At 53.1% G+C, this 18,312-nt stretch carries 14 protein-coding genes and 1 pseudogene; 11 read left to right on the top strand and 4 right to left on the bottom strand.

All coding sequences use genetic code 11. The features are described 5' to 3' along the window. Positions 1 to 519: 519 nt before the first annotated feature. The 5 genes from ATG98_RS11760 (at position 520) to ATG98_RS11740 (ending at position 6,405) form a co-directional block, all read left to right on the top strand. On the top strand, positions 520 to 1,449 hold the full coding sequence (locus ATG98_RS11760; protein WP_098423183.1) for an ABC transporter substrate-binding protein: 930 nt from the start codon (positions 520 to 522) through the stop codon (positions 1,447 to 1,449). A 205-nt stretch (positions 1,450 to 1,654) separates the two neighbouring features. After that, positions 1,655 to 2,707, top strand: coding sequence for a quaternary amine ABC transporter ATP-binding protein (locus ATG98_RS11755; protein WP_098423182.1), 1,053 nt, complete (start codon positions 1,655 to 1,657; stop codon positions 2,705 to 2,707). A 17-nt stretch (positions 2,708 to 2,724) separates the two neighbouring features. Beyond that, positions 2,725 to 4,785: an ABC transporter permease gene (locus ATG98_RS11750; RefSeq protein WP_098423180.1), complete on the top strand. Its 2,061-nt coding sequence runs from the start codon at positions 2,725 to 2,727 to the stop codon at positions 4,783 to 4,785. Between the two features lie 481 nt (positions 4,786 to 5,266). Beyond that, the gene (locus ATG98_RS11745) at positions 5,267 to 5,911 is read left to right on the top strand and encodes a PEP-CTERM sorting domain-containing protein (RefSeq protein WP_098421269.1); all 645 of its coding nucleotides are present in this window, start codon (positions 5,267 to 5,269) and stop codon (positions 5,909 to 5,911) included. A 185-nt stretch (positions 5,912 to 6,096) separates the two neighbouring features. Further along, a complete protein-coding gene (locus ATG98_RS11740) occupies positions 6,097 to 6,405 on the top strand; it encodes a hypothetical protein (RefSeq protein ID WP_228706104.1) in 309 nt (102 codons plus the stop codon). Positions 6,406 to 6,479: 74 nt separating this feature from the next. Here the strand turns inward: ATG98_RS11740 and ATG98_RS11735 are convergent, their stop codons facing one another. Genes ATG98_RS11735 through ATG98_RS22375 form a run of 3 tightly spaced genes read right to left on the bottom strand, consistent with a single transcriptional unit; the run spans position 6,480 to position 8,259 of the window. After that, a complete protein-coding gene (locus ATG98_RS11735; RefSeq protein ID WP_098423178.1) occupies positions 6,480 to 7,694 on the bottom strand; it encodes a serine hydrolase domain-containing protein in 1,215 nt (404 codons plus the stop codon). Positions 7,695 to 7,730: 36 nt separating this feature from the next. Further along, complete coding sequence (locus tag ATG98_RS11730; RefSeq protein WP_267283835.1) at positions 7,731 to 8,108, bottom strand: hypothetical protein; 378 nt, start codon at positions 8,106 to 8,108, stop codon at positions 7,731 to 7,733. Further along, complete coding sequence (locus ATG98_RS22375) at positions 8,068 to 8,259, bottom strand: hypothetical protein (RefSeq protein ID WP_228706102.1); 192 nt, start codon at positions 8,257 to 8,259, stop codon at positions 8,068 to 8,070. The genes ATG98_RS11730 and ATG98_RS22375 overlap by 41 nt, the downstream gene beginning before the upstream one ends. Positions 8,260 to 8,518: 259 nt before the next feature. Here ATG98_RS22375 and ATG98_RS11725 point away from each other — a divergent pair, with 259 nt between their 5' ends. The 6 genes and pseudogenes from ATG98_RS11725 (at position 8,519) to ATG98_RS11700 (ending at position 17,777) form a co-directional block, all read left to right on the top strand. Next, positions 8,519 to 9,952, top strand: a complete 1,434-nt coding sequence (locus ATG98_RS11725; protein WP_098424432.1) for an aldehyde dehydrogenase family protein — start codon at positions 8,519 to 8,521, stop codon at positions 9,950 to 9,952. A 59-nt stretch (positions 9,953 to 10,011) separates the two neighbouring features. Beyond that, entirely contained in the window at positions 10,012 to 10,212 is a 201-nt protein-coding gene (locus ATG98_RS11720; protein WP_098423176.1) for a PLDc N-terminal domain-containing protein, read from the top strand. 49 nt (positions 10,213 to 10,261) lie between these two features. Continuing rightward, the gene (locus tag ATG98_RS11715; RefSeq protein ID WP_098423174.1) at positions 10,262 to 12,559 is read left to right on the top strand and encodes an FdhF/YdeP family oxidoreductase; all 2,298 of its coding nucleotides are present in this window, start codon (positions 10,262 to 10,264) and stop codon (positions 12,557 to 12,559) included. Positions 12,560 to 12,611: 52 nt separating this feature from the next. After that, a complete protein-coding gene (locus ATG98_RS11710) occupies positions 12,612 to 13,823 on the top strand; it encodes an efflux RND transporter periplasmic adaptor subunit (RefSeq protein ID WP_098423172.1) in 1,212 nt (403 codons plus the stop codon). Further along, positions 13,820 to 16,971, top strand: a pseudogene (locus ATG98_RS22970) (efflux RND transporter permease subunit). Before ATG98_RS11710 ends, ATG98_RS22970 begins: the two are co-directional and overlap by 4 nt. Positions 16,972 to 17,108: 137 nt before the next feature. Further along, a complete protein-coding gene (locus ATG98_RS11700; RefSeq protein ID WP_098423170.1) occupies positions 17,109 to 17,777 on the top strand; it encodes a glutathione S-transferase family protein in 669 nt (222 codons plus the stop codon). 67 nt (positions 17,778 to 17,844) lie between these two features. Here ATG98_RS11700 and ATG98_RS11695 read toward each other — a convergent pair whose 3' ends face one another. After that, positions 17,845 to 18,225, bottom strand: a complete 381-nt coding sequence (locus ATG98_RS11695; RefSeq protein WP_098423168.1) for a DUF2237 family protein — start codon at positions 18,223 to 18,225, stop codon at positions 17,845 to 17,847. Between the last annotated feature and the right edge of the window lie 87 nt (positions 18,226 to 18,312).

Raw genomic sequence — 18,312 nt, 5'->3', positions numbered from 1 at the left:
CAAGGGCACATTTATTTTCAGAACCGGCTTTAACCGGTTTTGCGTAAGTGAAAAAACGCTGACAGCCAAGATGTGTTAGCCTGTCGGCCCTGGCATACGAGTTATCAAGTATTTTTCCTGCTTGACCAGTTCGAGCGCTTCCTTCCGGCGTGTTCTCGAGATCTCGCGTTTCATCGGCGGCCTGCCCGCCCTCGGCCCTCTGTTTCACCGACAGATACAGCCTTTTCAAAGATAGATACAGCCTTCATAGCATTGCGCCATTGACACATTCGACCCTGGCGCGCTTGACCTAAAAACCGAAGTCATTATGACTTTTAGACGTGCCATTTTAGGCGCTGGCCCAATGTCGTGCTTTTAAAAAAAGCTCGCTACGCCGCCGTTGCCGTCTATTTTTTTGCCCAGATATAATCTTGAATTAAAAGCGAAACAGGACTTTGCCTGTAATCAAAGTAAGAAAGAGAGAAAGTAAGAAAGAGAGAAACGATCAATTACCGATAACAATACTTTTCGGAGATGTGTATGAGATTTTTGAACAAGCTTGCTACTGCCGCTGCAGTTAGCTCACTGGTGCTTGGCGCAACTGTAGCCCAGGCAGATTCAAAAGAGCCTATTGTAATTGCCACCCATAACTGGACCAGCCAAATTACTATGGCTTACGTTATTGGCGGTATTTTTGAAAGCATTGGAGATAACGTTTCTTACGTACCTGCTGACAGCCAAGCGGTTTACGAATCTGTTCGTAACGGCGACGTTACTATTGCCCATGAAGTCTGGCAGTCTACTTTTGGCAAGTCTTTCAACAACGCTTTAGACGCTGGCGGCATTATTGATGTGGGCACCCACGCCTCTGTTACTCAGGAAGAGTGGTGGTACCCTGCGTATGTAGGCGACTTATGCCCGGGCCTACCCTCTTGGAAAGCGCTGAACGATTGTGCCGCACTGTTTGCAACACCCGGCAGTGGTGGCAAAGGTCGTTATCTTGACGGCCCTATGGACTGGCATGGCCAAGAAACCCTGAACCGCATTGAAGCACTTGATATGGACTTCACAGCCAAGTTTGCCGGGTCATCCGGTGCACTTTGGGCGGAACTGGAGTCGGCAGCCAAAGACAACCGTGCCGTGGTTGTATTTAACTGGTCACCCAACTTCACCGATGCCGGTGACGGTGGCAGCTTCGTTAAATTCCCCGCGTATACAGAGGGCTGCAAGAAGTCAGACGGCGGTGATGGCAAATGTGGTTCGCCCCCCGCAGGTTGGTTGAAGAAGGCCGCTTATTATCAAATGCCTGCAAAATGGCCAACCGCTTACAAAATCTTTAACAACGTATCCTTTACCAAAAGCGATATCGGCAACATGGCGGCATTGGTGGACATCGATGGTATGAGCCACGAAGCAGCCGCTACTAAATGGCTGGCTGATAACGAAGCAACCTGGAAAGCCTGGTTGTAAGCCAAATACGCTAACCTGAGCGTGCTGCGTTCAGGTTAGCTTTCATATTCATAATCTCTATTTATTTGTTCTGTTTTTTTCAATAACAGCAGTGCTATTGACGCGGTGCAACAATAATTTCTTGCGCTTGTTTGTCCGATATATTCACTGAATTATTGCCATCAACCCTATCTTTCAGCACCTCTTTTTTTACAGGAATTTGATTATGTCAACGTCAGCTCAACCGGTCATCAAGTGCGAGTCTGTCTATAAAATTTTTGGCGCTAACGCTGTAAAAACTCTAGAACAATCAGGCGGAAAAGTAGATACAGCATCATTACTTAAAGCCGGCTGTGTTATTGGTGTTAACAACGCTTCTTTTGAAGTACACAAAGGTGAAATGCTCGTCATCATGGGCCTGTCCGGCTCTGGCAAATCCACACTCTTGCGCTGTATTTCACGGCTAATCAGCACGACCGCAGGCGATATTTCTATTGACGGTGAAGACCTGCTGGCTATGAATGCGAAAGAACTGATCAACATTCGCCGTAATAAAATGGGCATGGTGTTCCAAAGTTTTGCCCTTCTGCCTCACAAAACCGTTTTGGAAAACATTGCCTTACCACTACAGGCAAAGGGCATAAGCACTCGCGACAGCATGGCCCGTGCGATGGACATGGTGAACCTGGTAGAGCTCACAAATTGCGAAAACGACTTTCCCCGCCAGCTCTCCGGTGGTCAACAACAGCGTGTCGGCATTGCCCGCTCATTAGCCGTAGAACCTGAAATCTGGTTTCTCGATGAGCCCTTCTCAGCTCTGGACCCACTGATTCGCAAGGAAATGCAAGACGAGTTCCTGCGCTTACAAAGTGTATTGCACAAAACCATCTTATTCGTTACCCACGACTTCGATGAGGCGCTACGCCTTGCCGACCGCATCGCCATCATGAAAGACGGCGTCATCGAACAAATTGATACCCCAGCCAACATTGTACTCAAGCCAGCTACGGAGTACGTCGCCAAGTTTACCCGTGGCGTGCCGCGTGAGCGCGTACTTTCTTGCAAAGCCATCATGGAAGAATACGACGCAACCGCCAAGATGAGCGACGTCACTGTTTCTGCCGATGCCATTATCGAAACCGTAGCCGGATCCGTGCTAACCGAGCAAAAGCCAGTGGCTGTCACTGATACCGAGGGCAATATTGTTGGCGCTTTAAACCGCAACATTATGATAGACGTCTTGTTTGGTGAAACTAACAGCATGCCAGTTAATAACTAAGTTATGAGCAAAGCCTAATGCACTATTTTATCGAACATAAATGGACGCAGTTTGTCGCCTTATTGGTGGTGTTCTTTGCCCTTGTGATGGCCATCGATCCGGCCACAGGTGGCAACCTGTGGCGCCTGCAAGAAACCCGATTCTGGCTGCTGCCTGACGTTGTTAACGACGGCCTTAAGTTCCTCATCAATGATTTTTGGGTGGTCGAGACTTACGATGCCGAGTTAGACATCACCGAACAGTCAACCATGATGAAAGAGTTTACCCGCGACTTGTCTGGCGTGGTTCTGTTCAGCATCAATTTGATTCGTGAGCTCCTGTTAGGGGGCGTCAAAACCGTTGTGACTTTCACCAGCTGGGACTTTATTAGCGAAAACGAGTGGGCTCGAATTCCGGCATTGCCATGGCCCGCTGTTGCTGCGGGTGCCTTTTTAACAGGGCAGTATCTTGGGGGCCGCAACCTGTCACTTTTGGCCGGCATCAGCACCATTTACATTGCCGTGTTTGGTCAGTGGACACCCGCCATGCAAACCTTATCGTTTGTGCTGGTGGCCGTGCCCTTATCGGTTTTGCTGGGGTTAACCTTAGGCATCGTCGCCTTCAGAAACAAAACCTTCGAATCCATCCTGGCGCCACTGTTGAACGTGGCGCAAACCATGCCCCACTTCTCGTACCTGATCCCGGTGGTGGTGTTCTTCGGCATTGGTGACCACGCGGGTGCTATTTCAACGGTTATTTTTGCCACCCCCCCGATGATCCGCCTCACCATTCTGGGCCTTAAAAAGGTCTCTCCGGAAGTGGTGGAAGCCGGCATGATGAGTGGCTGCAACTCACGCCAGCTGATGTTTAAAGTACTCATCCCTACCGCACGCCATGACATTCTAATCGGTGTTAACCAGGTCATCATGCAGTGTTTGGCTATGGCCGTTATTGCATCGTTTATTGGCGCAAAGGGCTTGGGCTACGACTTACTGGTGTCTTTGAATATGCTCAAGATAGGCCAGGCCCTCGAATTGGGTATATCCATTGTCTTGATTGCGGTGGTTCTGGATAGGTTATCCCTGGCCTGGGCAAAAAAGCAGGTTGATTACTTTGCTGACGTACCGTTTCATTTGCGTCACAAGTACTCACTCGCCTTCGTGGGGATTTTAATCTTCACCTCCGTTGCTGCCTATGTCGCATCCGTAGCTTTTCCAGACAAGGCCAATTACTTCTACTTTATTCACGAATCACAGGGGCTTACTACCGAAAAGTTCTGGGATTCCATTGTTGACTGGATTATCACCAACACTTACGACAGCGTACAGAGCTTCAATGCCTTCATGATCATCTCGATTTTGATGCCCATGAAAGAAGCCTATTTAGCAATGCCCGTCGCGGCCACCCTGTTCCTGGTTGCCGGTACCGGTTACATCGTTGGCGGCCTTCGCTCCGCGATTGTTGCGACGGCTTTTATTGCCTTTATTGCCCTAACACCTTGGTGGGACCGCGCCCTGATTACAGCCTATATGACCACCTTTGCAGTCATCATTTCCGTCACTATTGGCTGTAGCGTTGGCATTTTGTGCTCGCGAAGCCCCAAGGCAACCAAGTTTATATTGCTGGTCTGTGACACGTTTCAAACATTTCCGTCGTTCGTCTACTTAATCCCGGTTATCATGCTGTTTGGTGTGAGCGATTTATCAGTGCTTATTGCGGTGATCGTGTACGCCACCATCCCTGCCACACGTTACACCGTGGAAGGGTTGAGTAACGTGCCAAAAAGCTTGCAAGAAGCCGGTTCTATGTCAGGGGTGAACCGCACCCAGCGTTTATTGAAAATCGAACTGCCGCTGGCGTTCCCGCACATCATGCTGGGCATCAACCAGACCGTCATATTCTCTTTGTTTATGATCATCATCGGCGCCTTTATCGGTACCGACGACTTGGGTCAGCTGATCATGCAGTCTTTGTCTGAAGCCAACGGTATGGGCCAAGGCATCGTGCTCGGCTTGTGCGTTGCCTTTATTGGTCTGGCCGTAGACCACTTGATTCATACCTGGGCAGAGCAGCGTAAGAAGGTGCTGGGGCTTGCTTAACCGATAAACCGGGGCAGGTTTATTTTTCGGAACCTAACCTACCCGGTTTCCCGACAACAAATCATTCATCTGCTGTTGGCGCTGGCGGGTGGGTGAAGCCGGCCGGTGTCGCTTGCGGGGCGTCGGAAGAAACAAAACGAAAACGAAATCCAAAACTGTCGATATTATTTACACTCTGTTCTAAGGCAGCGTATTGACATAAAACCGTTATATAGAGTCAGCTCTAGTCCATAAAAACTCGCCCAATGGCCGCAAACCCTCATGAATCGGCCCGAACGGCCATAGCCCGTTGTAAACGCCTAAGCCAAACGAGCATCTACCTTTACTCCTGGTGTGCCGGAAGGCCTCCACAACATGTCAGTTTTTGTTACACCCTACAAAACCTTAAAACCAAGAAAGCTTTTAAAAACAAAAATCTAAGATATTGGCTTGGTAATTGCTAAGAATAAAGTGCGATCAATTACTCAGTTGAGGTGTCGAAATGTCAAAGGGACTTTTACAACTAGTTTTAACAGGAGCGGTGCTTTCATATAGCTCTTTTAGCTCAGCTGTACTTCTGGACTGTTCGATAACGGATGTTAGCTGGAACGGATCGAACGCTAGTGCTTGTGAAGGTGCCTTTGCTGGCAACGACACAGGTGCCCAAGGCACATTGCTTGATAACATACCGGTTACTGACCCGTGGGCTGGAGACGCTTTTACCTTATTAACTAAATCAGATTCAAACCCGGCAGGGGCAGAGAATTCGATCGGTGGCGTCAACTTTGTGATTGCAGCGTCTGGCAACGGCACAACAGGAACATGGACTCTTGCCTGGTCCGCTGCTGACGGTAACGACCTTCCGATATCCATAGATTTAATCGCCAGTGTAAAAGGTTCAACTCAATATAGTTTTTATCTCTTTGAAGACCTTACATTCGACACAAACCCAAACTCAGGCACGGGAACGTTCAGCACTATATCCTTACAAAACAACGGTGGAAATACTCCTGGGCTATCTCATATAAGTATCTTTGGACGCGAAGTTGTAGTTCCCCCGGTTGTCGTTCCTGAACCAACAACACTCGCACTTCTGGGGTTAGGTCTGTTTGGCATGGGATTCAGACGTCGATTCATAAAATCCTGACATCGACGGGCGCAGAGATGGAAAGCCTCGCTGATTGCGAGGCTTTTTTTATGCTTCTGTACGGTCTTGAAATACCCTGTCCCGGTTCTTGGGGGCCTGGCTTGTCGGGTATGAACCAGCGTTAACGTCACCGCGTTCAATCCCGTGTTAGCTTAGTGGTATATCGTGATTTTCGGAGTCAATAGATGATGAGGTCTATTCTGATGTTTGCCCTGTTGGGCGCAATGATTGGCGCCGTGCCTGCGATGGCCAAGTCATCTCATAGCAATCAGCTACCGCCGGGCCTGCAGAAAAAAGTCGAGCGTGGTCAGCCATTGCCGCCGGGCTGGCAGAAAAAGCTGAACTATCGGAAAGGTGATCATTTCGACCGGGAGTTGCTGCGCTTCGGCAATACCCGCGACGTCGATGGCAACCGTCAGCGGGTAGAGATCGAGGGTCGAGTCTATACGATTATCAAGGATACCCGCGAAATCATCGATATTCTCAACCAGTAACATCAAATTATGTGGCACTACTTAAGTGTCACTAAGCCGGTTGCTTACGCCCCTTAACAACCAGCGCCCGCGGCTCACACCAAAGCGCCATTCACAATGGCCCGCAACTCCTGCCGGATCGGGTAAGACGACGAGGGAATCAGTTGCGTCATGAAGATCATGACCAGCTCCTCGACCGGATCGATAAAGAAGTTGGTGCTCGCCAGGCCGCCCCAACCGTATTCGCCGGCCGACCCGTTGGTCTGGGATTTGGCAACGTCGGTTTTAACCGAGAAACCCAGGCCAAAGCCGGTTCCGGCATAAGGCGTTTCGCTGAAGGCTCCCACCGCAAGGCCCGGCAGGTCCTGATTACCCGGCAGGTGATTGTAACGCATGAACTCCAGGGTTTTACGGCCAATAATCCGTCGCCCCCGAAACTCTCCGCCCTGGCAAAGCGCCTGGGCAAAATGGTAATAATCGTCAATGGTGGACACCAGCCCGCCGCCGCCTGACACAAACTTATTTTTGTGCCGGAAATGTGACGTCTCAGGATCGTCCTGCAGCGTGAGCTGATCGCCCGACTGGTACTGATAGCAAGCGGCGAAGCGGTCAAGCTGATCGTCACGGACTTGAAAGCCGGTGTCTGGCATGTCCAGGGGGTCTAAGATATTGTCCCGCAAATACTCGTCTAAAGGCTGATCCGCCAGCAACTGCACCAAATACCCCAGCACATCCGTGCTGACGGAATAATTCCAGGCCGTACCCGGTGAAAACTCGAGCGGCAGTTCCCCCAGCTGGTTCACCAGCGTTTCCAGCGTCAGGTTCCGGCTGCCATCAAGCCCTAACTCGCGGTAGGCCGCGTCAACATTGGTGCGGTTCATGAACCCGTAAGTCAGCCCCGACATATGGGTGAACAGGTCGCGGATGGTCATGGTGCTGGTGGCAGGCGTGGTCAGAAAATTGGGATAAACACCGCTTTTATAAACCCGCAGGTTTTTCCAGGCCGGAATGTACTTGTGTACCGGGTCATCCAGCAAAAACCGCCCCTGCTCGTAAAGCTGCATCATGGCAATAGACGTGATCGGCTTGGTCATGGAATAAATGCGAAAAACCGTATCCCGGCAGACAGGTTTGTTGCGCTCCACATCCATCAGTCCCTGGGCTTTCACATAGGCGATTTCCCCTCGCCGCGCGACCAGTGTCAGCGTGCCGGGTAATTTTCCAGGCTGGACATAGCAACGATCAAGATGACGTTCAATATTGCGAAGCTGGTCTGCTGAAAGGCCAGCAACCTGTTTGAGTTCCGTCATAGTGAAGGCACCTTGTTGTGTGGTTTTTAAAGCAATTTACGAATCAAGGGCAGCGTCTGGATCATCCACCAGCCGCGCTCGAACCCTTGGCAAATACTCCGGATAGTTGGCCTGAACAAAGGCCACCAACCCCTCCCGCACCGGGCAACGTAAATCCCAGGCTTTGCTGGAATTCGAGGCGCTCATCAGGAAGCGTATCTGTAACGCCCGCTCGTTCGAGTCGGTCACCTGCACCGTCTCCGTTTTTCCGTCCCACAGGAAAGATTGTCTGAGCAGCCGCGCGAACTTCTCGCGCAAGGGCTGCACCGGCATGGCGTAATCGAGTGAGAGAAAAACCGTACCCATCAGGTCGGCACTATTGCGCGACCAGTTTTCAAACGGATTCTCGATAAACCACTGCAACGGCACGATCATCCGGCGCAAGTCCCAAACCCGCAACACCACGTAAGTCGCTGTCACTTCCTCGACCCAGCACCGGGCGGGCCGCGAAACCCAAAACAATACCGCCAATGCCGGCGGAAGCCAGCAGGCTGCCACCAACGTGGCGCACGCCGTCAAAGGTCATCAGGGCGCCCCCAACACAGCGCGGTAGGCGGCGTAGGTCGCTACCAGCGCCAATAACGCAGAGGCCCCCGGTACTAGCCACGCGGTTAGACCGGCCTCGATCGACTCCAACATTCCGTACTCCCTCCACAATAACTCTGAAGTCGTCAAATTAGCGCATGCCGCGGGTGCTAGCAAAAGAAACTGCTGAAAGAGGTAATAGGAAAGTCAAAGTTCACGAGTCTGCTACCATGAGTCGACTCCCACAAAAGAGCAGACACATTATGGATACAACCAAATTCTACATTAACGGAAAATGGGTAACGCCTGAGGGCACTCAAACGATAGATGTCATCAACCCCTCTGATGAAACCGGGTTTGCCAAGATCACTCTGGGCTCTGAAGCTGATACGAATACGGCCGTCAGCGCCGCAAAAAGCGCATTCCCGGCCTGGTCGATGTCGACCAGAGAACAACGTATTGGCCTGCTAGAGCGCTTGCTGGAAACCTACAGCGCGCGTGCTGAAGAGATGGCACAAACCATCAGTAAAGAAATGGGAGCACCCATCAATTTGGCAAGAACGGCCCAAGTGGGTGCCGGCGCTGCGCATTTGAAAAACACCATTCGTGCTTTAAAAACCTTCAACTTTGAGCACGCCCTGGGTGACCACGCGCCAGAAAACAGAATCATGCACGAACCGGTGGGCGTTTGCGCTCTGATAACCCCCTGGAACTGGCCGATGAACCAAATAATGCTGAAAGTGCCAGCTGCCATTGCGGCTGGCTGCACAGTGGTTCTCAAGCCGTCAGAGATTTCACCCTTGTCCGCAATGCTGCTGGCAGAAATGATCGACAGTACGGGCTTTCCGGACGGCGTGTTCAACCTGGTTAATGGCGATGGCGAAGGCGTTGGCTCGCAACTATCAAAGCACCCGGATATTGATCTGGTCAGCTTTACCGGTTCAACCCGTGCCGGCAAGGCCATCACCATTGCCGCAGCAGACACCGTGAAACGAGTTGGCCTGGAGCTGGGTGGCAAAGGCGCTAACATCATTTTTGCCGACGCCGATGACAAAGCCATCACTCGTGGCGTGCGCCATTGCTTCGCGAACTCAGGCCAATCCTGCAACGCGCCCACACGGATGCTTGTCGAGAAATCACTTTACAAGCAGGCTGTTGAAACCGCGGCATTGATTGCCAGCAAAACAGACGTTGGCTCAGCAGACGTAGACGGGCGCCAAATCGGCCCGGTGGTCTCTGACCAACAGTTCCAGAAAATTCAGGCACTGATCAAACAGGGGATAGCAGAAGGCGCGACGCTGGTATCCGGTGGCGAAGGCCGGCCAGAAGGGCTGGAAAAGGGCTACTTTGTAAGGCCAACGGTTTTCGCGGACGTTACACCTGAAATGACCATCTGGAGCGAAGAGATTTTCGGCCCGGTTCTGGCCATCACGTCGTTTGAAACAGAAGAAGAAGCAGTAAAGCTGGCGAACGATACCCACTACGGGCTGACCAACTACATCCAGACCTCCGATAAAGAAAAAGCTCACCGGTTGGCGCGGCAACTGCGGTCGGGCATGATCGAAATTAACGGCAAATCCGGATCTTCAGGCTTCCCGTTTGGCGGCATGAAGCAATCTGGCAACGGCAGCCGCGAAGGCGGCGTATGGGGGCTGGAAGAGTTTCTGGAAGTTAAATCTGTTACCGACTGGTAATTAGCCTGTCGGGTTAACCACCCGCTTAGAATCGCCAATCAACAACCAAGGAGAAGTCTATGGATAGCCTGTTTAGTAGTGTAGGTAATGCCTTCGGTGGTTTGCTGAGCCTGGCCTGGCTGGTCATCATTATCCTGGCCATCGTTAAAGTAGCAAAGAGCCGGGCCAGCACCATCGCCAAAGTGATCTGGATTGTTGTGCTGCTTGCGTTTCCCTTGGTTGGCTTCATCATCTGGTTACTGTTTGGTCCCCGGGGATAGGAATAGTGATTGGGATACTGAAAACGAAAAAACTTGATTGGGGAAGCATATGAGCAATAAGAATGACATCGTCACCGGTAAGGGACCAGCCGGTGGCTGGGGGTCGCTGAAAGGCATCGCCAGTATCTCTATTGAATCGTCGGCCTCACTTTCCGCTGCGGACACACTGCGCCGGATGAACAAGCCTGGTGGCCTTATGTGCCCGTCCTGCGCCTGGCCCAAGCCCAAGAACTACAGCGAGTTCGAGTTCTGCGAAAACGGCGCAAAAGCGGTCATGTGGGAATTGACAACAGACCGCTGCACGCCCGCATTCTGGGAAACACACACGGTGCAACAGCTTCGTAGCTGGACCGATCATGAGCTGGAGAAAACCGGCAGGCTGACCCACCCCCTGCGTTATAACCCACAAAGCGACCGCTATGAAGAAACCGACTGGGAATCGGCGTTCAAAGACATCGCGCATACCCTCAATGCACTCGATCCCGAAAGCGCGGTTTTCTATGCCTCCGGTCATGCCGGGCTTGAGGCTGCCTATCTCTACGCATTGATGGCGCGACTGCACGGCAATAACAATCTGCCGCAAAGCTCGAATATGTGCCACGAGACCACCTCAGTTGGCCTTAGCAAGGTGATTGGCTCTCCCGTCGGCACCATCATCTGGGAAGACCTGGAACAGGCCGATGCCTTCTTCTTCTTCGGTCAAAATCCTGGCACCAACAGCCCCCGCTTTCTTCACCCCCTGAAAGATGCAAAAAAACGCGGCGCTAAAATTGTCACCTTCAACCCCATTATCGAGCAGGGGTTGGTGGCGTTTGTAGATCCCCAGAATGCCATTGATATGACCACGGGGCGCCAAACCAAAATCTCCGACCAATATCACCAGTTGAGCTCCGGTGGCGATGTGGCGGCCATCATGGGTATTTGCAAATATGTCATCGAAGCGGACAAGGCCGCTCAACGCAATGGCAAGAAACGTATCATCGATGTGGCCTTCATTGAGGAGCACACCCAAGGCTTCGACAGCTTCCTGAACTCGGTTGAGGCTGCCGACTGGAGCCATATCGAAGTCGGTAGCGGGCTCACGAGGCAAGCACTGAAAGAAGCCGCCGACGTGTATATAAAGGCGGAACGCGTCATTGGCGTTTACGGCATGGGACTCACCCAGCACACCCACGGCTCGGTGAATGTGGGCATGCTAGTCAATTTGCTGATGCTCAGAGGCAACATGGGTCGGCTTGGCGCGGGTATTTGCCCGGTGCGCGGGCACTCCAACGTTCAGGGCCAGCGAACCGTAGGCATCGCAGAGAAAGCCGGCCTTATTCCCATGGACAAGCTGCGCGAGCTTTTCGACTTTAATCCGCCCTTAAAAGACGGTGTGAACATTGTCGAGATGGTCGAGGGTTTGATCGCCGGATCGGTCAAAGCGAGTATTTGTTTGGGTGGCAATCTGCTGCGCGCCGTGCCGGACCAGCAACGGATGGAAAAGAGCTGGGCCGAGCAGGACTTGACGGTGATGATTTCTACCAAGCTTAATCGCAGCCATATTTTTCCTGGCAAGTCGGCCTATATATTGCCCTGCCTCGGCCGTGCTGAAGTGGACGAACAGGCCAGCGGACCGCAGGCCGTTTCCACCGAAGACAGCTTTTCGATGATTAGCGGTTCTACCGGCCACCGGTCGCCCATATCCGAACACTTGAAAAGCGAACTCGCTATCATCACCGGTATCGCCAAGGCACTGTTGCCAGAGAATCCGAAGGTGAAGTGGGAGGCGTGGACCGCAGATTATTCGCTGGTGCGGGATCTGATCGAGCAAACATACCCCAACGACTTTGGCGATTTCAACGCGCGGATGTTCGAGCCCGGTGGCTTTTATCGAGGCATTGCTGCCCACGAACGAATCTGGAAAACACCGGAGAAAAAAGCACTCTTCACCACGCCAGAGCGGCTGACATCACTGGGATTCGATGCAAAACCAGGCCGTTACAGTTTGCTGACCATGCGTTCAAACGATCAGTTCAACACCACCATCTATGGTTACTCAGATCGTTTTCATGGCATTGAAGGAACGCGGGATGTGCTGTTGATGAACCCGGATGACATTAAACGTGCCGGGCTGTCGGGTGGAGACCGTGTGCAAATGATTACGGACCTGGATGATGGCGTTGACCGTCGTCTTGGCGGGCTGGTGCTAACCCCTTACCAGATTCCCGCAGGCACCGTGGCGTCATACTACCCGGAGTGCAATGTGCTGGTGCCGGTCAGCCATCATGATCAGCTATCGAAAACGCCGGGGTCGAAGTCTGTTCCGGTAAGGATTGAACGGGAAACCGGTGAACCGGCAGTTTAATCCGTCCGTTACTTGATTTTATCGTTATAGGGCGAAGGAAAAGGAAAATCGCATGATTTCCACAACACCGAATAAACACCGAGCGCCAGTGATTCTGATTGCTCTGCTCTTATTATTAGCAGGCTGTAGTTCGGGTGACGACGATAAGAAAGAACAGGCTGATCAAAGCGGCCAGTCGTCCTCCCGAACGGCTCAGATCATGGAAATGACCAAGCGCAATATTGATCTGGAAAAGTCCTATTCCGCCAAGCTGCTCAGCGATCGCGAAGTCGTGGTGATTGCGCGCGTTGCCGGAATGCTCGAGCAACGTCATTTCGAGCCGGGGGATCTGGTCGAAAAAGGTACGAGCCTGTACGCCATTGAGCAGGTTGTTTATCAGGCAAGGGTGAACCAGCGTAAGGCCGACGTGGAAAGTGCCAAGGCCAGAGAATATCGCGCCCAGCAAGACGCAGCGCGCTTTCAAAGCCTGGTGAAAAAAAACGCGATCAGCCAGCAGGACTACGATCAGGCCATGGCAGAGCTGCGGGTATCCAGGGCTAATGTGTCCCAGGCGCAGGCGGGCCTGGAGAGCGCGCAAGTCGACCTGGATTACACCGATGTTAACGCCCCGGTATCCGGCATGATCAGCCTAAGCGATGTCAATGTTGGCAACGTGGTCGATGCGGGTACTGAACTTGCCATCATTACCCCGATGAACCCCATTGAGGTGCGCTTCCAGCTTCCTCAGCAGCAGGCATTCGATTTACGCCAGCAGCGCAGTCAACAGCAGGACCGAATTACCGCCACTCTTCAGTTCCCGGGTTTGAACAAAAGCGAGACGCCGCCGCTTGAAGGACAGCTCGATTTTCTAGGCTCCCGAGTCGACCAAGAGACCAGCACGGTGCAGGCCCGAGCTGTTTTCGAAAACCCGGACAACATGTTCCTGCCGGGGCAATTTGTGCGCGTTGAACTCCAAGGCCTGCGGCGCTTTAATGTGCTGGCCGTCCCCGCAATCGCGGTAACCCAGGGCCTGATGGGGCCGCAGGTATTCGTGCTCGACAACGATAACAAGGCCCGTACTCGCAGCGTCACCCTGGGTGAACCAGCCGGGCCTCTGCAAATCATTACCAATGGGTTAGCGCCTGGCGACCGGGTAATTGTCAGCGATCCCGGTGGCCTCAAAGCGGGTGATTTAATCGAAGCCCAGCCGTACTCCGGTGATTCAGCCGAGCTTTCCGCTCAAGGCGACAAGACTTCCGCTAAGCCACCGGCGAAAGAGTCATGAATTTCTCAGACTTCTTTATCAAGCGTCCGATCTTCGCCACGGTGCTATCGGTCATTATTGTGGTGGTTGGGGCGCTGGCGATGCAGGCCTTGCCCATCAAACAGTATCCCGACGTGGTACCGCCGACTGTGGCGGTAACGGCGGCCTTCCCGGGGGCGAACGCCGACACCGTTTCCCAAACCGTGGCGGCGCCACTGGCGGAGGCGATAAACGGGGTTGAAGGCATGATCTACATGACCTCAACCAGTTCTGACAATGGCCAGATGAGCATGAGTATCGCCTTTGAAATTGGCACCGATGGCAACACATCGACCATCAACGTCAATAACAAGGTGCAGTCGGCGCTGTCTCAGCTGCCCCAAGCAGTTCAGGCTCAGGGCGTAAAGGTCGAGCTTCAATCGAGCAGCATTCTGCTGCTGGTCGCCTTGCGCTCCCCCAACGGTGAGTACAGCAAGACCTACATGCAGAACTATGCGGGCCTTAATATTCTCAACGAATTACGCAAGCTGCCGGGGGTAGGCAAAGCCGATGCCCTGGGCGGCAGTGAATTCGCCATGAGAATCTGGCTGGATCCGAATAAACTGGCCCAATACAACCTGACTCCGTCGGAAGTGGCGAACGCCATCAAGGCGCAGAATACCGAGGTGCCGGCGGGCAGTCTTGCCGCTGAACCGCAACCCAATCCCGCGCCTTATACCTACACCATTTCTGCCGGCGGCCGTCTGAGCAGTGCTGATGAGTTTCGTGATATTTACTTGCGCACCAACCCGGATGGTTCCTCACTGTTACTGGCAGACGTAGCACGGGTCGAGCTAGGTGCTTCTTCTTATGCGGTGAATGCCAAGCTTAATGGCGACACCATGGCGCCGATTGTCATCAATCAGCAGCCAGGCTCCAACGCGCTGGACACGGCGGTGCTGGTCAAAGAAACCATGGAACAGCTTGCCAAGCGATTCCCGGCGGGGCTGGAATACGTGGTGCCTTACGATACCACCCTGTTTATTAATGCTTCGATCTCGACCGTCACCCAAACGTTTATTGAGGCTTTTCTGATTGTTGCGGTGATCGTTTTCCTGTTCCTGCAAAGCTGGCGCTCTACCCTGATCGCCATGACTGTGGTGCCGGTGTCGGTGCTGGGTGCCTTTGCCGGACTGTACATGCTGGATTTTCGATCAATTTGTTATCGCTGTTCGCAATGATTCTGGCCATTGGCATAGTCGTGGATGATGCCATTCTGGTGGTAGAGAACGTTGAACGAGTGCTGGAAGATGATGAAGATATTTCCATCGTCAAAGCGGTTAGTGAAGGCATGCGCGAAGTGTCAGGGCCCATTATCGCGACCGCGTTCATTATGGCGGCTGTCTTTATACCGGTCGCGTTTCTGGGTGGCTTTACCGGCCAGATTTATCAGCAGTTTGCGTTAACCATTGCCATCTCCGTTGCCATTTCCGCGGTTGTAGCACTCACTTTTACCCCAGCGCTTTCAGCGATTCTACTGAAGCGTAAAAAGCCAGGAGAACAGTCTAAGTTCAGGCGCGCAATACAAGCGCCAGGGCGCTGGTTTAATAAAGGCTTTGACGGATTAACCTGGGGCTATATGGCCATTGTTCGCGCCCTGATCAAACTGTGGGTATTGACTCTGACCCTGACCGTCGGCGTTCTGGCACTGTCTTTCTGGCTTTTCGAGACCACGCCTTCTGGCCTGGTGCCTTCGGAAGATCAGGGCATCGCACTGGTTTCCATCAGTCTGCCCGACGCGGCCTCGGTGGCTCGCACCTCCAATTACGTAGACGCGGTCGCTGCCAAAATCGAAAAGATTCCTGGCGTCGCTTACGCGGCGGCCATTTCTGGCTATGACGTGCTTAGCGGTTCGGTAAACACCGCTCGCGGTACCATGTTCATCAGTCTGCAGGATTGGGGTAAGCGCGACCTTACCGTTACTGACGTAATCGACCGTATCAACAAGATCGGCACGGAGACGCAAGGGGGAACGGTGCGTGCATTTAACTTACCACCCATCCCCGGGCTGTCTACCACCGGTGGTTTCACAGGCTATTTGCAGTCGCTGGAGGGCGCCAACGCTAACGAGCTGGGTGAAGCAGCTAACAAAGTCATGCAGGCTGCCAACAAGCGTGAGGAGCTGGCCCAGGTTTTCACCACCTTCAACCCTAACGTGCCGGCCTACCGCGCCAAGATTGATAAACGCAAGGCGCTGAGCTATGGCGTCTCGATACAAGCGCTTAACACAACGCTGTCGAATACGTTGGGCAATGGCTTCGTCAATTACTTTTCCTACCAAAACCGCAACTTCCAGGTGCTTCTGCAGAACGAAGCCGAATATCGTCGTTCCGAAGATGATCTAAGCAATATTTTCGTTCGCGGCGGAAACGGCGACCGTATTCCATTGGCAGAGTTCATTACCTTAAATCGCATCACTGCGCCGGCGGTATCGACCCGTTACAGCGTGTACACCGCTGCGCAGTTCCAAGGTGGGCCCGCACCGGGCTACAGCTCCGGCCAGGCAATCGCCGCGATGGACGAGGTGGTCACCGAAACCTTGGGAAGCGGCTGGACCATGGGCTGGACCGGCACTGCCTATCAGGAGGCCAATACCGGAAACGCAGCGGTTATTGCGATCGCCTTCGGCCTGTTTATGGTGTTCCTGATTCTGTCCGCCCAGTACGAAAGCTGGACTTTGCCATTATCGGTATTGACCGCCGTGCCTTTCGCGTTTCTCGGCGCCGTTGGCGGGGTTGCGCTACGGGGTTTTAATTTGGGCATTTATGTCGAGGTTGGGATGCTGGTGGTGGTGGGCCTTGCGGCGAAAAACGCCATTTTGATCGTCGAATTCGCCGAACTGCAACGACATGAGCAAAACCTGTCCGTTCGCGAAGCGGCGGAGCATGCGGCAGAGCAGCGTTTCCGACCCATCGTAATGACGTCACTGGCGTTTGTATTCGGGACTCTCCCTCTGGCCATTGCAGGTGGCGCAAGCGGCGCGAGCAGCAATCAGATTGGTACCACCGTGGTTATGGGTATGTTATCGGTGGCGGTGCTGGCGAGCCTCTTCGTACCTTCGTTCTACGCTATGATCGCAGGCTTTTCCGACTGGCTGGCGAGTAAACGCGGCAAGCGCAAGAATGCCTGACGCCGCTCAACCGCGAGTTGCCTGCCCAAGTCATTTTTCAGCAATGGAGTACTGCGGATGATAGTGGTGAACCAAAAAGCTATTTTAAGACTACTCTACTAGACTGCTCATTTTATCGAGGCAAACGGAGATTCTGCATGATTACAGTTCACCACCTCAATAACTCCCGCTCACAACGTATTCTCTGGATGCTGGAAGAGCTGGGAGTGCCCTACAAGATCCAGCACTACGAGCGTGATCCCAAATCCATGCTGGCGCCTGACAGCCTTAAAAAAATACACCCGCTGGGTAAATCACCGGTGATCATCGACGGCGACTTGGTTATCGCGGAGTCCGGCGCCATTATCGAGTACCTTGCCCACACCTACGGCAAAGACACCATGCTGCCAGAGAGCGGCGGCCAGGCTTGGCTTGATTACACATACTGGCTGCATTACGCCGAAGGCTCTTTGATGCCGCCGCTGGTGATGCGCCTGGTGTTTGAAAAGGTAAAAACCAGCCCGATGCCGTTTTTTGTCAAGCCGGTGGCAAAAGGCATTGCGAACAAAACCAATGAAGTTTTCATCGGCCCGATGATCAAAACCCACCTGGATTTTGTCGAATCTCACCTGGCAAAAAACACCTGGTTTCTTGGGGACAACCTGAGCGCTGCGGATATTCAGATGAGCTTTCCGCTGGAAGCCTCAGTGGCCCGGGGTATCACCGGCAAGAACCGGCCTCATATCACGGCCTGGGTAAAACGTGTGCACGCCAGACCGGCTTACCAAATCGCCCTTGAAAAAGGCGGGGAATACGATTTTTCCTGAGTAGACGGTGGGGGCGTTTTGCAGTAAACGGTGGAGGGCACTCAGGCGCCCTCCTCGCTTTGTGCCACTAACTCAGATCCACAGAATGCTTCTTCAGGTCTGCCAGGTCACAAACTTCCAGCGCGGCGCTGTGGGTAGCCTTCAGCCGAACCCGAGGGGCGCAGCCCGCATCCAACGCTTCACGCCAGCGGCCCGCGCACAGACACCAGCCATCTCCGGCCTTTAATCCCGGAAAGCCAAACTCCGGGCGGGCTTCGGTCAGATCGTTACCCCGGCTGCGGGAGAACGCCAGGAAATCGTCAGTCACCACCGCACATACCGTATGGTTGCCCATGTCCTCGGGGCCCGTATTGCAGCAACCGTCCCGGAAAAAGCCGGTTACCGGATCTTTACCGCAGACTTCCAATGGTTCACCAATAACGTTGGTGGGTTCTTTCTTTGCCAGCATGCTGGGTTGCTCCTTATCTATGTGGACAATATGATAACCAATATACGCTATAGACGGGCACTACATCACCCATTGACCGTCAGCAAG

The sequence above is a fragment of the Marinobacter sp. LV10R520-4 genome (assembly GCF_002563815.1).
In the GTDB taxonomy this organism is placed as follows: Bacteria; Pseudomonadota; Gammaproteobacteria; order Pseudomonadales; family Oleiphilaceae; genus Marinobacter.
Note: the sequence above shows the minus strand (reverse complement) of the source record. Positions and strands in the feature narration are given on the sequence as shown.

What these genes read in the sequence shown, in the direction of transcription:
- ATG98_RS11750 (WP_098423180.1), top strand. Translation starts at nt 2,725, where the DNA reads ATGCACTATTTTATCGAACATAAATGGACGCAGTTTGTCGCCTTATTG.
- ATG98_RS11745 (WP_098421269.1), top strand. Translation starts at nt 5,267, where the DNA reads ATGTCAAAGGGACTTTTACAACTAGTTTTAACAGGAGCGGTGCTTTCA.
- ATG98_RS11715 (WP_098423174.1), top strand. Translation starts at nt 10,262, where the DNA reads ATGAGCAATAAGAATGACATCGTCACCGGTAAGGGACCAGCCGGTGGC.
- ATG98_RS11720 (WP_098423176.1), top strand. Translation starts at nt 10,012, where the DNA reads ATGGATAGCCTGTTTAGTAGTGTAGGTAATGCCTTCGGTGGTTTGCTG.
- ATG98_RS11755 (WP_098423182.1), top strand. Translation starts at nt 1,655, where the DNA reads ATGTCAACGTCAGCTCAACCGGTCATCAAGTGCGAGTCTGTCTATAAA.
- ATG98_RS11740 (WP_228706104.1), top strand. Translation starts at nt 6,097, where the DNA reads ATGATGAGGTCTATTCTGATGTTTGCCCTGTTGGGCGCAATGATTGGC.
- ATG98_RS11735 (WP_098423178.1), bottom strand. Translation starts at nt 7,694, where the DNA reads ATGACGGAACTCAAACAGGTTGCTGGCCTTTCAGCAGACCAGCTTCGC.
- ATG98_RS11730 (WP_267283835.1), bottom strand. Translation starts at nt 8,108, where the DNA reads ATGATCGTGCCGTTGCAGTGGTTTATCGAGAATCCGTTTGAAAACTGG.
- ATG98_RS22375 (WP_228706102.1), bottom strand. Translation starts at nt 8,259, where the DNA reads ATGACCTTTGACGGCGTGCGCCACGTTGGTGGCAGCCTGCTGGCTTCC.
- ATG98_RS11710 (WP_098423172.1), top strand. Translation starts at nt 12,612, where the DNA reads ATGATTTCCACAACACCGAATAAACACCGAGCGCCAGTGATTCTGATT.
- ATG98_RS11695 (WP_098423168.1), bottom strand. Translation starts at nt 18,225, where the DNA reads ATGCTGGCAAAGAAAGAACCCACCAACGTTATTGGTGAACCATTGGAA.
- ATG98_RS11760 (WP_098423183.1), top strand. Translation starts at nt 520, where the DNA reads ATGAGATTTTTGAACAAGCTTGCTACTGCCGCTGCAGTTAGCTCACTG.
- ATG98_RS11700 (WP_098423170.1), top strand. Translation starts at nt 17,109, where the DNA reads ATGATTACAGTTCACCACCTCAATAACTCCCGCTCACAACGTATTCTC.